At 54.5% G+C, this 14882-nt stretch carries 10 protein-coding genes; all 10 read left to right on the top strand.

The window, feature by feature from the left end; translation table 11 throughout:
* Window positions 1-49 precede the first annotated feature (49 nt).
* The 10 genes from ACPW74_RS03880 to ACPW74_RS03835 all read left to right on the top strand — a co-directional run bounded on the left by ACPW74_RS03880 (window position 50) and on the right by ACPW74_RS03835 (window position 14671).
* Window positions 50-679: a DUF4433 domain-containing protein gene (locus ACPW74_RS03880; RefSeq protein ID WP_158197746.1), complete on the top strand. Its 630-nt coding sequence runs from the start codon at window positions 50-52 to the stop codon at window positions 677-679.
* Complete coding sequence (locus ACPW74_RS03875) at window positions 676-1383, top strand: macro domain-containing protein (RefSeq protein WP_042046553.1); 708 nt, start codon at window positions 676-678, stop codon at window positions 1381-1383. Before ACPW74_RS03880 ends, ACPW74_RS03875 begins: the two co-directional genes overlap by 4 nt.
* A gap of 220 nt (window positions 1384-1603) precedes the next feature.
* Window positions 1604-2584, top strand: coding sequence for an IS5-like element IS5 family transposase (locus ACPW74_RS03870; RefSeq protein WP_026141915.1), 981 nt, complete (start codon window positions 1604-1606; stop codon window positions 2582-2584).
* 171 nt (window positions 2585-2755) lie between these two features.
* A complete protein-coding gene (locus ACPW74_RS03865; protein WP_042046551.1) occupies window positions 2756-3427 on the top strand; it encodes a vWA domain-containing protein in 672 nt (223 codons plus the stop codon).
* Window positions 3427-4119: a PP2C family serine/threonine-protein phosphatase gene (locus ACPW74_RS03860; protein ID WP_042046550.1), complete on the top strand. Its 693-nt coding sequence runs from the start codon at window positions 3427-3429 to the stop codon at window positions 4117-4119. The genes ACPW74_RS03865 and ACPW74_RS03860 overlap by 1 nt, the downstream gene beginning before the upstream one ends.
* Before the next feature lie 5 nt (window positions 4120-4124).
* Window positions 4125-5528 carry a protein kinase domain-containing protein gene (locus ACPW74_RS03855; protein ID WP_042046549.1) on the top strand — a complete coding sequence of 468 codons (1404 nt, stop codon included), beginning with the start codon at window positions 4125-4127 and terminating at the stop codon, window positions 5526-5528.
* Window positions 5529-5534: 6 nt separating this feature from the next.
* On the top strand, window positions 5535-8933 hold the full coding sequence (locus ACPW74_RS03850; protein ID WP_042046548.1) for a DEAD/DEAH box helicase: 3399 nt from the start codon (window positions 5535-5537) through the stop codon (window positions 8931-8933).
* The gene (locus tag ACPW74_RS03845; RefSeq protein WP_042046547.1) at window positions 8917-10407 is read left to right on the top strand and encodes a hypothetical protein; all 1491 of its coding nucleotides are present in this window, start codon (window positions 8917-8919) and stop codon (window positions 10405-10407) included. Before ACPW74_RS03850 ends, ACPW74_RS03845 begins: the two co-directional genes overlap by 17 nt.
* Entirely contained in the window at window positions 10407-12863 is a 2457-nt protein-coding gene (locus tag ACPW74_RS03840) for an AAA family ATPase (protein ID WP_042046546.1), read from the top strand. The genes ACPW74_RS03845 and ACPW74_RS03840 overlap by 1 nt, the downstream gene beginning before the upstream one ends.
* Window positions 12863-14671, top strand: a complete 1809-nt coding sequence (locus ACPW74_RS03835; protein WP_198133158.1) for a hypothetical protein — start codon at window positions 12863-12865, stop codon at window positions 14669-14671. The genes ACPW74_RS03840 and ACPW74_RS03835 overlap by 1 nt, the downstream gene beginning before the upstream one ends.
* Window positions 14672-14882: the final 211 nt, after the last annotated feature.

The following is a 14882-nucleotide window of genomic DNA, read 5'->3' as shown; positions in this document are numbered from 1 at the left end:
GGCGAGAGATAGTGATATGTGCGGTCAGAATGTGAAGAGCAGTGAGGTAATGCTGTCCATGCTCGATTCGATGGCGCCCATGCCCGGCTTGCCGCCTTGTCTGTATTACATGATGCCGTTGGAGAACTTCCGGACGGTACGCAAGCACGGCCTTGTGTCCCGCAGTACTGCGATGGCGCAAGGGCTGCACATTCAGGATTATTCGGATCTGGAGGTGCAATCTCGGCGCGCCAAAAGGCGCGAGCCGGTTTTTCAGCGCTGTTTGCATGATTACGTACCGTTATACCTGAACCCCAGAAATCCCATGCTGTACCGACTCAGGGATCGGGCTGCAGATCTAGTTGTGCTGGGGCTTACGCCAAGTCTTTTGGATTACCATGATCAGCACTGTTTTACGGATGGCAATGCGGCCAGTGAACTGACGCTATTTGCGAAAGGCCCATCGGTGGTTCTGCCTTCACTAGAAGCTCTCAAGGCAGTGTACTGGAACGATGTGCCGGATGGTAAGCGTCGACGCTGCGCTGAGGTACTTGTAGCGCCTAGTATCGCCCCCGGATTTATCGAGGTCGCGATCTGCTCAAACGCCGAAACAGCTGCGGCTGTTAATGATGCGGGGCTTTATCTAGATGACCGACTGATTGTCGATCCGAGCTTCTTTTTTGCGGGGGCTTTTAGGTGAGTAATGTCTCAGTGGTTACGGGCAATATCTTTTGCTCTCGCGCCCAGACGTGCGTCAACACCATTAACTGTGTTGGTGTGATGGGAGCAGGCATCGCATTCGAGTACCGTTTGCGTTATCCGGACATGTTCCAGCAGTACCGTGCCCTGTGCGAGCAAGGGCAGTTTAGTATTGGGAAGTTATGGATTTACAAAGCAGCGGATCGCTGGGTGTTGAATTTCCCGACCAAGAAGCACTGGCGCTACCCGAGCCAGGAAGATTTCTTGCACGCCGGGCTAGAGAAATTCATGAGGACCTACGAATCTCGCGGGATTAGCTCTGTTGCCTTCCCGCTACTAGGGGCTCAGATGGGGGGGGTATCGGCTGAGCGCTCATTGGAAATCATGCTGCATCACCTTGGCACTTGTGCGATTCCGGTGGAGATTTATCGCTATGACCCTGTTGCACCAGATGATCTGTACGAAGTATTCAAGACTAGATTCTTGAAACTGAGCTCCGAGCAGATCAAGTTCAGCAGTGGTTTGCGTTCTCAGTCTATCGAGGCAATTAGGACAGCGTTGGCGGACGAGCGGGTCTGTCAGCTGAATCAGCTATTGCAATTCGAGGGGATTGGAGACAAGACCTTGGAAAAGGCTTACAGCTTTGTCACGCAGGTGTTGAGGGGATCGGAACAGAGAGCACCGACGCAAGCATCATTGCTCTAACTGTGGCCTCGGAATCAACGGAAAAGTAAAAAATACTGCGTGAATATAAATATTCATGTTGATCTGGATGCCGTCGATTTCATAAATCTCTGCTTCAGCAATCTATTAATAGCAATTTTTACAATTGGCATGCATTTCACCCGTACTTCTAGGGAAGGTGCGAACAAGTCCCTGATATGAGATCATGTTTGTCATCTGGAGCCATGGAACAGGGTTCATCATGAGTCATCAACTTACCTTCGCCGACAGTGAATTCAGCAGTAAGCGCCGTCAGACCAGAAAAGAGATTTTCTTGTCCCGCATGGAGCAGATCCTGCCATGGCAAAACATGGTGGAAGTCATCGAGCCGTTTTACCCCAAGGCTGGTAATGGCCGGCGACCTTATCCGCTGGAAACCATGTTACGCATTCACTGCATGCAGCATTGGTACAACCTGAGCGATGGCGCGATGGAAGATGCTCTGTACGAAATCGCCTCCATGCGTCTGTTTGCCCGGTTATCCCTGGATAGCGCCTTGCCGGACCGCACCACCATCATGAATTTCCGCCACCTGCTGGAGCAGCATCAACTGGCCCGCCAATTGTTCAAGACCATCAATCGCTGGCTGGCCGAAGCAGGCGTCATGATGACTCAAGGCACCTTGGTCGATGCCACCATCATTGAGGCACCCAGCTCGACCAAGAACAAAGAGCAGCAACGCGATCCGCAGATGCATCAGACCAAGAAAGGCAATCAGTGGCACTTTGGCATGAAGGCCCACATTGGTGTCGATGCCAAGAGTGGCCTGACCCACAGCCTAGTCACCACCGCGGCCAACGAGCATGACCTCAATCAGCTGGGTAATCTGCTGCATGGAGAGGAGCAATTTGTCTCAGCCGATGCCGGCTACCAAGGGGCGCCACAGCGCGAGGAGCTGGCCGAGGTGGATGTGGACTGGCTGATCGCCGAGCGCCCCGGCAAGGTAAGAACCTTGAAACAGCATCCACGCAAGAACAAAACGGCCATCAACATCGAATACATGAAAGCCAGCATCCGGGCCAAGGTGGAGCACCCGTTTCGCATCATCAAGCGACAGTTCGGCTTCGTGAAAGCCAGATACAAGGGGTTGCTGAAAAACGATAACCAACTGGCGATGTTATTCACGCTGGCCAACCTGTTTCGGGCGGACCAAATGATACGTCAGTGGGAGAGATCTCACTAAAAACTGGGAATAACGCCTTAAATGGCGAAGAAACGGTCTAAATAGGCTGATTCAAGGCATTTACGGGAGAAAAGATCGGCTCAAACTGAAAAAATGAAATGACTGAGTCAGCCGAGAAGAATTTCCCCGCTTATTCGCACCTTCCCTAGAGAATCAACAAGGAAAGTACCCATGTCAGAACTCAAAAAGTTCCAAGTCCAAACCGCTCGCCCGCTGCCGGTCATCGTGTTGGCCGACACCAGTGGCAGCATGTCGGTCGATGGAAAGATCGAAGCCTTGAACAAGGGACTCAAAGACATGATCAGCAGTTTTGCCAGCGAGAGCCGTCTGCGTGCAGAGATCCAGGTCAGTGTGATCACCTTTGGAGGTAGCCAGGCAGAGTTGAACCTACCTCTGACTCCGGCTCATCAGTTGCAAAGCTTCACACCGCTGGTGGCAGATGGTATGACCCCACTGGGCGGTGCTCTTTCGCTAGTTTGTGAGATGATCGAAGACAAAGACAGCATTCCTTCCCGCGCCTACAAGCCGGTGATCGTGCTGGTCTCCGATGGCTATCCCAATGATGACTGGCAAGGCCCATTTGCCAGCCTGGTCAATGGCGAACGCTCATCCAAGGCCACGCGCCTTGCTATGGCCATTGGTGCGGATTCGGATGAGATCATGCTCGGCGACTTCACCAACGACCCTGAGGCGCCGCTGTTCCATGCCGAGAATGCCCGCGACATTCACCGTTTCTTCCGTGCAGTGACCATGAGTGTCAGTGCGCGCAGTCAGTCGGCCACACCTAATCAGCACACGCCATTGCAGATCCCTAGTGCAGACGATCAAGACTGGGAATTCTGATGCGCATGCTGGCAGGCGGGGCTTCAGTGCGAGGCCCCGCACATCAGTTGGACGGCACTCCTAATCAGGATGCTCTGTGCGTAAGTGGTCTACGCGGCGGCTTGTGTATCGCCGTGGCAGATGGGCTAGGCAGTCGTCCACTTAGCCATCTTGGCTCCCGGAAAGCTGTCCAGCTGTTCAGGCAACTTGCCCGTCAGCGACAAGGAATGCTGCATGGCACGGTTGCTCTGACCCTGCGTGATGCCTGGCTTGCCCACTTTGGTGATCGATACAGGGCTCATGAAACGACCTGTTTGTGGGCTCAAGTGGATATTTATGGGCAAGGTATGGCTGGTCAGGTTGGGGATGGCATGCTGCTGGTTAGAAGTCAGGGTGTGTTCAAGGTGCTGACTAATCGGCGCCAAGGCTTTGGCAATCAGACGGCCACCTTGGCACAGGTGAATTCTCAGGATGGCTGCAGCGCCGAATTCGTGCTGACCCAGCCAGGCGATGGTGTATTACTGATGACTGACGGCATATCGGATGACCTGATTCCGGAACAGTTGGAGTCATTCTTCGATGCGATTTGCCAGCGCCAGTTGCGCAGCAGCAAACGCCGTATGCGCAAGTGGCTGACACGAGAACTGCACGGTTGGTCCACACCACGTCACGGCGATGATAAGACCATCGCTGGAATTTTCAGAACGGATTGAAGCAGATGACCGCGACTACGACAGCGCAGAAGAAACGTGTAGTGTATGACACCAAAGGCTCGGTTTATGAACTGCGGCAGGAATTGAGCCGGGGTGGCCAAGGGATCGTATACCGGACCCAGTATCCCCAGGCTTTGATCAAGGGCTTCACCAACAAGGATGAGCACGCTCGCCTGCGTTGGCAGCGGCATATCGCTTGGCTGATTCGTCAGAATCTCAGTGATCTGAAACTGGCCAGGCCATTGGCACTGCTGGCTGAGCCACGCTTCGGTTATGTCATGGAACTGATGGATGGTCTGGTTCCGTTGCAAGGCCTGCTCGACAGTTTCATCAATGCAGAAAATGAGGCGTCTGCCGATTATCTTCGGCAGGGTGGTCTGCGCCGGCGTATCCGTATTCTGAGCCAGCTGGCCAGAACACTGAATCAATTGCATGCGCGCGGCATGCTTTACGGCGATCTATCCCCGAGCAACATCTTCGTATCAGATGACCCCATCCATGCGGAAACCTGGCTGATCGACTGCGACAACATCAGTCTGGAAACGCACAGCGGCTTGACTTTGCACACGGCTGACTATGGTGCTCCAGAAGTGGTGCGCGGTGACGCGCTGCTGTCCAGCCTGACGGACAGTTGGAGTTTTGCGGTCATCGCCTATCAGTTGCTGACCCATAACCACCCCTTCAAGGGCGAGTTGGTAAGCAACGGTGAGCCAAATGAAGAGGAGGCTGCGCTGCGTGGTGAGCACCCTTGGATCTACGACACGCAGGATGATACCAATCAGTGTTTTGCCAATCTGCCGATTCAACTGGTGGAGCACAGCAAATTACCTGCACTTTTTTGCCGTTGTTTCGAGCAGGGGCTATGCAGCCCCTGCGAGCGCCCAAGCATGGCTGAGTGGCTCGAAGCCTTGGCTGAAATTGACGAGCACCTTTACTGCTGCGACGGTTGCGGCGGCACTACCTTGCTGCCTGCTGAGCTTGATTCACTCAATGAGGCGTCATGCTTTTTCTGCGACGAACCTGCCGATAGCCGGCTGGTGTTGTTCGAGGAGTTTATCACTCTGCCGGACGAAGCGGAGGGTTCGTCTGAGGAGCCTGGCAACATGATTGCCACCGGCCGTAAGGTATGGTTGCAACCGGGGGGAGATCTGGAGCTCAAGCGTTTGATGCCCACCTTCAGCTATGACCGCTGGCCTGCGGACCATCTCCGCATCGAGTACTCAGATCAGGGACTCGTCATCTACCCGCTGTCGCAGAGCAAGTTGCATCTGCAGCGGGGCTCAGTGAAGAAGCCACTGGAGCGTTACCAGGGACTCAAGGAAAGTCTGCGCGGACAGCACGAGGAGCCCTATCGGCTACATGTGGGTGAGCTGGCAGAGTCCCATGTCATTTGGCAGTTCCGGTGGTGATTACATATGGAATTTAAAGACTTTCCCCTGCTGTCCGAGGATGTGCTGGCGCTCTTTACAGATGAGCAAATCGACGGTTTTCAGGCTGGTCAGGTGATTTTTCTCCAGAGCTATCAGGATGAGTGGCTGGCGATACAGGGTGACTTACGTGTCAGGGTGAACTGCGCTCCGACTGATCATGGTCTCTTTAGCCGCCTGGTAATACGCGATCAGAGCCGCTGGCTGCTGACCAGCAAACAGAGCTGCCAGCTACTGGTGCAGTACTGCGCACCAGTCGAAGTGTCCACCATGCAGCTTGAACTTGGGGTCGACGAACTGATTACCGATGATCTCTACGGTAAACAGGAAATTGCCGATAAGAGCATCGACCTTGCCTGCCGATGGTTCGCGGAGCAGTTCCTGGTACGTGGGCAGGCCGAGGGTGACTGGCTCACCGTCGCACGCTTTAGCAACAGTGCCTCCAAGGGAGGCTTCCAATTGCTGGGCAATGGTTGGCGCGCCGATGTGGAGCAACGGCAGGACCGTGGACTGCTGATCAAGCGCCTTACCCGCCACTTGCGCCGTGACAGCGCGTTTTCTTTGCTGATCGGCCAGTTTGAGTTCCGTGATGCCTCTGTTGTCGCGGTTCTCAACAGCGGCAGTCAACAGGCGATACTGGATACTGCGCTGCGAGACAATGCCAGTTATTTGGAATTATGGAATCTCTACAACGATAAGGAATGGCAGAGTGCATTGCAGCAAGCCGAGAGCCTGCGTTCACTGCGCTTTGTGCAATGTGAAGGCGGCGAAGATGGACGTGAAAACCTCTGGCGTCTGACTCCGAAGTCACAGGACGACTACCGGGAGTTTCGTCAACGTTGGCGCAATCTCGAATTGCCAAGCGACACCCAGTTTGACCTGGGTACTGAGCGTCCCGACTGGGCGGAGGAGCTGAGCACCGACGAGGCAAAGACAGCCGCGAGTACACCGCGCGGCACCATCCGTTTTGAGCCTGACTGTGTTGTATTCAAGACGGCCTCGAACCGGCGTGATGTTCGCCCGAAACAGGATGAAGGTTGGCTCTACCTCTCGCTGGCAGGCCAGCGATCCGTAGGCAAGCGACGCCTTGCGGCAAAGCAGTCCATTGACTCGGGCAAGCGCTTGCCGCAGTTGAAGTGGCTCTTGGAGGGTATTGCGGTGCCAGCAGCCCGGCGGCGCCCCATCAAAGGGCTTACACCCTATGCGCAGGAAACCTTCAAGGGGGGAAAGCCTACAGAGAAACAGGCACTGGCTCTGGATGCTGCGCTCAATACTCCAGACCTGGCCATCATCATTGGCCCACCTGGTACGGGCAAAACGCAGGTAATCGCTGCGTTGCAGCGTCGCCTGGCTGAAGAGGCTGAAGAACGGGACATTTCCGCGCAGGTCCTGATCAGCAGCTTTCAGCACGATGCTGTAGACAACGCTCTGGATCGTAGCGATGTGTTCGGTTTGCCTGGAGCGCGCGTGGGCGGTAAGCGTGGTGCGAACGATGAGGCGTCGCTGATCGATCCCTGGCTAGAGCGGCATGCGGCCCATTTGCAGGAAAAAATTTCTACGGAGTACAGCAAGTACCCGGAACTGGAGTGCATCAGGGATCTATCGACCAGGTTGGCGATGGCCCGAGTTGTCGGTGCATCGCCAGTTCAACAGGCGGAAGCATTCGACCGCATTCTGGACGGATTGCGAGGCTTGGACCAGAGCGGTCTGGTATTGCCGCCCAAGCTGGAACATCAGCTCGAAGACTATATCGAGCAACTAAAGACGCAGGCGCCCAGCTTGGCCGAGAACCGGCCGGATGAGCAAGCCTTGCGACGCATTCGAGCACTACGTGTCGAGGCCTCTTCATTTGCAGATGATGGCCCAGATCGAGCCTGGAATTTGCTCAGTTGGTTGAAACGTCATAGCCAAGGCAGCAGTGCCGAGTTGCTGACATTGCTGCAAAACGCTGCGGATAGCTCGCAACTGGCGGAATCTGACCTACATGCGCTTGCGGACTGCCAGGCTCGTCTACTCAAACTGTATTTGCCCGACTACCGGCCTACGGAGTTGAAGCGTCAAGCCGACCCTGAGGGTCAGACTCTGCTTAATGAAGTCGACAGGCATCTAGAGCGCAAGTTGCGCCAGCGCAAACAGGGTGTAGCGTGGGTGCTAGAGCAGCTAGCCGACAGCCTGGCGATGGACCGTAATGCTGCTCAGGCTGTTGTCAATGAGTACTCCATGGTGGTGGGCGCAACCTGCCAGCAAGCTGCAGGCCGGCAGATGGCGAGTCTGAAGTCAGTGGCTGGGTTGAATAGCACCGATATTGAGTTCGACACCGTGGTGATCGATGAGGCCGCCCGTGCCAACCCTCTGGATCTGTTTGTGCCGATGTCCATGGCGAAGCGGCGCATCGTTCTGGTGGGCGATGACAGGCAGTTACCGCACATGCTCGAGCCTGACATTGAAGGGCAATTGCAGGAGGAGCACGAGCTGACCGAGCTGCAATTGGCTGCATTTCGATCCAGCCTGTTCGAGCGAATGCGCATAAAGCTGCAAGATCTGGAGAAGCAGGACACGATTCGCCGAGTCGTAATGCTGGACACTCAATTTCGAATGAACCCGACCCTGGGGGCGTTCATAAGTAAACAATTCTACGAGGCTGTTGGTCTAGGGACGGTACGCTCCGGCAGGGCTGCAGAGGATTTTGTCTTCTCCCATGATTTGCTGAACGCTCTTGGGGAGCTTGAGCCCCACTACCGAGGCCGAGTATGCCAATGGATCGACGTACCCGCTTCCCAGGGCAAGGACCATCGCCCTGGGATCGGAACGAGCAGGATCAGGGATATTGAGGCTCAGCGCATTGCTGAAGAAGTGGTAAGGCTGATGCAGGCCGGTGGTGACAGCCTTTCAATTGGCATCATCACCTTCTATGCGGCGCAACGTGATCTGATCATGGAGAAACTTTCTCGGCAGCAGATTGAAGGGGTTGCGTTGATGGAACAACGCAACGGCACCTATGAGCCACACGAGCATTTCAAATGGGCCAGAAAGGTACGAGGCGATGGCTCAGTCAGCCTCGAAGAGCGATTGCGTGTAGGCTCAGTCGACGCCTTTCAAGGCAAGGAGTTTGATATCGTCTTGCTCTCGTGCGTACGCACCTATCAGCAGGCAAGGCCTGGGCAATCGAGCGGCGATGTAGTCGCTGATCGTGAAAGGCAATTGAATCGCCAGTTTGGCTTCCTGCGTTTGCCGAACCGAATGAACGTGGCCATGAGTCGCCAGCGGCAAATGCTGATTTGTGTGGGTGATTCGGCACTGGCAACCAGTCCCGAGGCAGAGGAGGCGGTACCGGCATTGGCGGCCTTCTACCAGATGTGTGGAGGTGAACATGGCAGCCTTCGTTGAAACTGGCACATACCTCAGGTTCGGAGCCGCCCCGAGGGGCAAGAAAAAGCCGGTGCTCTGGCCTGTGCTGGTGTACCGAGTGTTGTATCCAGATGCCAAAAGGTCACAGTTAAATCTGTTTCAGCGTGCGGTACTGGGATTGATTCGTGCGCGCACTGTCCGTGGCGAGGCAATCGCGGATCTGACCGGACTTCACCAGAACCTGATTAAGCTGATATTGGCTCAAGGCGTGAGTAATGGCTGGCTGGTAGAGAATGCTCAAGCATTGACGGACAAGGGTGAGCGCCTGCTAGACGACGAGGAGACAGACGAGGCCAACCTGAAAACCGGCTATTTGCTGCAGGACGCGCTGACGGGGCAGTTTTGGCCGCGCCTTGTTGCTCAACTAAATCAACTGGAGCCAAAGGATCCGCTGGCTCACTACCCAGAATTCCTGGATGAAAGAAAGACCGGGTATAACATCAGACCGTACATGATCGCGAGCGGGAGAGCTGACCTACCTGCACTCGATCATGAGTCCTTGACGCTAGCCTACCGGAATTATCGCGAAGACTATCGCGCAAGCCAGCAGCTTGGCCAAGACAACCAACTGCCGAAACAAATCAGTTTGCAGGGCGTGCAGCGACTAGATGATGTACCGCAATCTGCGCGGGCGCTTATCTGGGTGACTGCTGATGACGATGGTGGTGGCCTGTGGTCAATCAACGATCCATTTGAACTGCGCGAGAATGCCTGGTGGCTGCAGGACACACTTCTTCAGGTGATTGAGGGTGACGCTAAACTGCTCGCTCGTCTTGAACCATTAGTGAATGTGCCGCGTGCCGACAACCAGAGTGTCGAGCAGTGGCTGGAGGCATTGCGGAAGCAGACTGAACTGCAGGTGCTAATTGAGTTCCCCTGGGTGGAACGTCAGCCTGATATCAAACGCCATTTGGCAGCACTGCTGGTCCGTAGAGAGAAGCTTCTTCAGGGCGACAGCCACGACCAAGAGCTGGACGCGGCAATGATGGAGTGCCAGAAACTGCTTGAGGTTGTCATGCAATGGCTGATTCGCAAGTACCCAGCCGATGCTGGGCAGCTACCAATACAACAACGGCCCGATCCGAAGCTCAATCAGCGAATTCTCTCAGCGTTGCAGATTCCTGCATTCACTGAGGAAGTTATCAGGCTGCTGTCTAGGCAGAGGATCGCTCAAGTTATCAGGGCCTGCTCCAGGCCTAGCGACTCACTTAAGGCACTACTGTTTGCCGCATCCATGGGCACTCTTAATGCTCAGCAACACCCGCTCAAGGTACTGGGTGATCGGGAGCTGCAGTTGGCCAAGCTCATGGAGCTCGCGGACCTTCGTAACCAGAGCAGTCACGCCCAGAGTCGTTTTACCGGACGAGATTCAACTCAACTTACTAGTAGCATGGCCTTGGGCAGTATCCAGTACGCCCTAAGCTTCACCGCATGTTTTAAGGAATGGATGTAATGGCGAAGAAGTTCTCAAACAAATTTGGTCCTCCCCAGATACCAGTGGCCGCATCTGTCACAAAAGGATCGCAACGTCCTTCGCTAGAGAAGCATGTCCCTACTTGGGTTGCTTCATTTGAGAATGCATCCAAGGTCTACCAATCGTTTAATATGAGTCTTGATATCCATGTCGAGCCTGATTGGTTACGCAGCGTGTTCGAGCGTTTCCAGTCCAACGGTGACACTGATCTTGCACTGTGGATTGAGCAGTTTGCGGATGTGAGCAAAGAGCTTGTGCAGTTCAAGGAACGTCTACGCGACGAAGCTGCCGAGCGTTGGGATGAGGCTAATAGGCTCGCTTTAGCTGTGGAAGTAAGGGAGCAAGCAATTTCGACAGCACAGCACACCCTTGAGCAAGAAACTGCTGTTTTGCAGCACGACAAGGCTGAGTTAGCGAGTGAGCAATCGCTGTTCTCCAAGAAGAAGTCGGAGCTGCTTGATAGCGAGCGCTCCCTGAACTTGCGCGAAGCAAACGCGCAGGCAGGTTTCGTTGAGCAAAACGAGCAAGCGTTACGCCAGTTGGAGGATCGTCAGCACCAACTGACGCAGCAGCATGAAGCTCATCTACAGCAGTTGCAGGAAGAGAAACGCCAGCTCGATAGCGAGCTCACGCACACAGCTAGGCACCTGGCCGCGGTAAAGTACAACTGTACTGAGGAGGAGGCTGAGCGTACCCGGCAGTTGGACCAGCGCGAGCAGGAAATAAAACAGAGCAAGATGGAGCTTGATCGTGTGCGTAGCAGGCTTGATCGTGAGTGGGATGAAATCAAGGTTGCGGAGAATGCCCTTGAGCAGCGCATCGCTGCTGATATGGAAGCCGAGCGTGCGAGTCATGAGCACGCAATTTCCAGGTTGGAGCGTCAACGTGACACCGCTTGGAGAAAATCCGAAGAATGGAGGGAGCAGCTGGCGGACATTCAGGAGCTCAAGCAGGCACTGGGTGAGCAATCTGGCAGAGAGATTTTGGAGCAGCTTGAAAGCTTGCGACAGGAAAACAGATCCCTCAAACGTAGTCTGGAGCAGTCGGACACTGCTGAGCTGCAGCGGGAAAATGAATACCTGCGCAGTAGCAAGGCCGATCTTGAGCGTGATATTTCGATGCTGAGGCCCGAGCTGGATGAGCTACGGCGCGAGCTGAGCATCAAGCGCGTCGCATCAACTGAGCTAGAGGCTGTGGCGCGGGAGAAGCGTGTGCTGGAGCAGCACAAAAATACGCTGGCCGTGCATATTGATGATCTTGAAAGCCGTATTGAGCAGCTTACCAACGCACAGAAAACCCAGACACCTTTCCCAGCCATGTCGCTTATGGACTCCGATCGTGAGTACCGAGCCAGCATGGAATTGGAAGAAGTCCCCGATCTCAAGTTGTTTGCTGTGGAACTGCAGCACCGGATCGCCAAGGCTGAAAAGCATGTAGAGCTGTTCTACCCACTCGAAGATATTCGCGTGCTGCTTGGCGGCTTGGCCATGAGCCAATTGCATGTCTTCCAGGGCATCAGCGGGACTGGCAAAACCAGCCTGGCCAAGGCTTTTGCCAAGGCTATGGGGGGCTTCTGTACAGACATCGCCGTGCAAGCCGGTTGGCGTGATCGCGATGATCTGCTGGGGCATTACAACGCGTTCGAGCGGCGTTTCTACGAGAAGGACTGCCTGCAGGCCCTGTACAAGGCACAGACACCTCGGTGGCAGGACACCTGCAACGTCATCCTGCTGGATGAAATGAACCTTTCGCGCCCCGAACAATACTTTGCCGAGTTCCTCTCGGCGCTGGAGAAGAACAATCGGGATGAGCGCTTGATCAGTCTGTCCGAGACGGCCTTACCAAATGCACCAGCCATGCTGCATGAGGGGCGCAAGATTCTGGTTCCAGGTAATGTCTGGTTTATTGGTACGGCCAACCACGATGAAACCACCAATGAGCTGGCTGATAAAACCTATGACCGTGCTCATGTGATGACGCTGCCCAAGCAGGATCATCGTTTCAATATCAAGAAACTGGAGTCTGCGAGCTATTCCTATTCCTCCCTTCGCAAGGCATTTGTCCGCGCCCGCACAGAGCGAAAGGGGGAAGTTATTGAATTGCTACAGCGCTTGACCGGGGACGGCTTCACTGAGCAGTTGGGTAGCCAATTTGCGCTTGGGTGGGGCAATCGCTTCGAAAAGCAGGCGATGGATTTCATCCCGGTGATGCTGGCAAGCGGTGCCTCTTCAGGCGATGCACTGGATCACTTGCTGTCTACTCGAGTCATGCGTTCGGGCAAGGTCACTGGTCGCTACAACGTTGGTGTTGATGCAGTCAGAAGCTTGAAAGACGCCTTGGAGACTTTGTGGATCAAGGCTGATCTTGATGGGGAACCGGTAAAATCCCTCGAGATGCTGGATGCAGATATTCGACGCCTGGAAGGTCGTAACTGATGTGGCTTGACCGACTCACAGGGGAGCAATGTCGTCAGTTACCACCTGTAATCGAGCAGGGGCGCTATCAACTTGCAGCCAGTAGCCATACCTTCAATGGGCACACACCTGCTTTTTCTGGTGTTCTGGTGAGCGATGGAGGCGAGCGGTGCCAATTGGGAGGTGAGGTGTGCTCTTTTGTTATGCCGCAGCAAGCTCAGGCCGTCCAATTGGATCAGCTGTGCAAAGCAATAGAGACCATTGACGCTGATATACGTCGAACCGAGTTGATGTCGCCGTTGATGCCTGCAGCGATCATTGACACCCAAAGTCACCTACTTTCCTTTGAGGAGTGCTTGCTTGACGTGGTGCAACAAGGGCATTTACATCAGATATCACAACGACCACGTCTGGATTTGCACTATCAGGATGAGGTAGCTGATGTCGCGCGTGCACGGCGACTGGCAAAAGGGGCTCTGGTGCATCTGGCATCGCATTCAGAGTGCTGGCAGCGGCAGACGCTGAGCGGTGTGATTCCCAAAAAAGTGCTTGCTCGATTTAGCGAAGATGACTATGGGATCTATGAGAACCGTGTTTTTGCCAGGCTACTGGACAAAATCGAGCGTCACTTGTGGAGCCGCCTGTTAGCGCTGAAGAACCTGCAGGCAACCCTGAGTCAGGCGCTGGAGTTTTATCGATCAGAAGAGATTGACTACCGTCTTTCCCACGAGGTTTGCCGGCTCTGGGGGATGGCATTTGACCAAGCTACGACCAGCAGGACTTCTGAGCTTCTTGGCAAAACACTAGGGACTCTTCAGCGCCTGCACCGAACCATTTCGGGGTTGCAGCAAAGCGGCCTATACCTGCTAGTCAGCCGGCAAGCACAGGTCACGGGCTCGTTGCATCTGACCAACGTTCTTAGCCATGACCCTCATTATCGGCATTTAGCGATTCTTTGGGATCTTCTGGACAAGACGACGCTCAGTACTCGAACAACACCCGAAGAGCGGTTCCGGCAGAACCAGTACCTGGCACATGCCTATTCGCGTTATGCAGGCCTGGTACTGCGTCATGCGTTGCACCCGTATCTGCATGGGAATGACGAGGGTATATGGGCGGGTAGAACCATACAGCTCCAGCAAAGTGGGCTTGAGTGGCGGCTGGTGAGCATTGCTTCAGGTGAGCACTATGCTGACGAAACCTTGCTCACGGTGGTGCCTTGGTTGAGCAGTACACCTGTATCAGAGGAGCTTCAGCAACTCCCTGTGGATAGATTCATTGCTTGGCCAAATATTGGCCAGGAGTCTCATCAGGCTGCACATCAGGTGCAGTGGATTACACTATCCCCTTCTGACATGTACTGCGTGGAGCGCTTTGGCCTGCTCATTGATCAAGTTCTTTACCGTAAGGTGCTGCAGGCTTATGGGAAACCTCTCAACAAAATTCCAGCAACGGTGCTGGCATTGGCTGATGGGATTCCCGGTTTACATGTTGACCATCGGGCGCACGCACTGGAAGTACGAGAGGTCGTGTCCGACGAGGCCGTTGATATGTTGAAAAATGCCTTGATTGCGGTAAACGCAACTCATCAGGGAGTCGCTCTGGAGCGGCTCAATCATGGGCTGCTCGCCTTGGAAACATGCCCGGTCTGTAGGACAAGGGCAGATCTGTTTTATCAGGATCCTGCTGGCTTCAGGGCGAACTGCGAAGGATGTGGTACTGTACGCTATCTGCGACAGCAAAATGATCTATTAGTATTTGATCAGATTGTTTCAGGGCGCATGGACTTTCGAACCTTGGGGCGCAGAGCTTTTTCTATGCAGATTTAGTTCTGAGGTGTTGAACACCCAGAGCAGTTGATCAGCGCGCAAAAATGACCAAGTTTCCGGGGATTTCAGCGTCCATAGTTGGCCACCCCGGTTTGCCAAGCCTTCAATCAATGACGGTGAATCAGGTAGAGATTGCAGCCATAGATCCGGATTTTGATCGAGGCTACTGCCTCTATCCCTAATGGAATTCGCTGACCGGCTCCTATATCAA

This window comes from Aeromonas sp. INTO2, assembly GCF_049860605.1.
In the GTDB taxonomy this organism is placed as follows: domain Bacteria; phylum Pseudomonadota; class Gammaproteobacteria; order Enterobacterales; family Aeromonadaceae; genus Aeromonas; species Aeromonas caviae.
The sequence above is the reverse complement of the archived record's forward strand: the minus strand, read 5'-3'. Positions and strand labels throughout refer to the sequence as shown.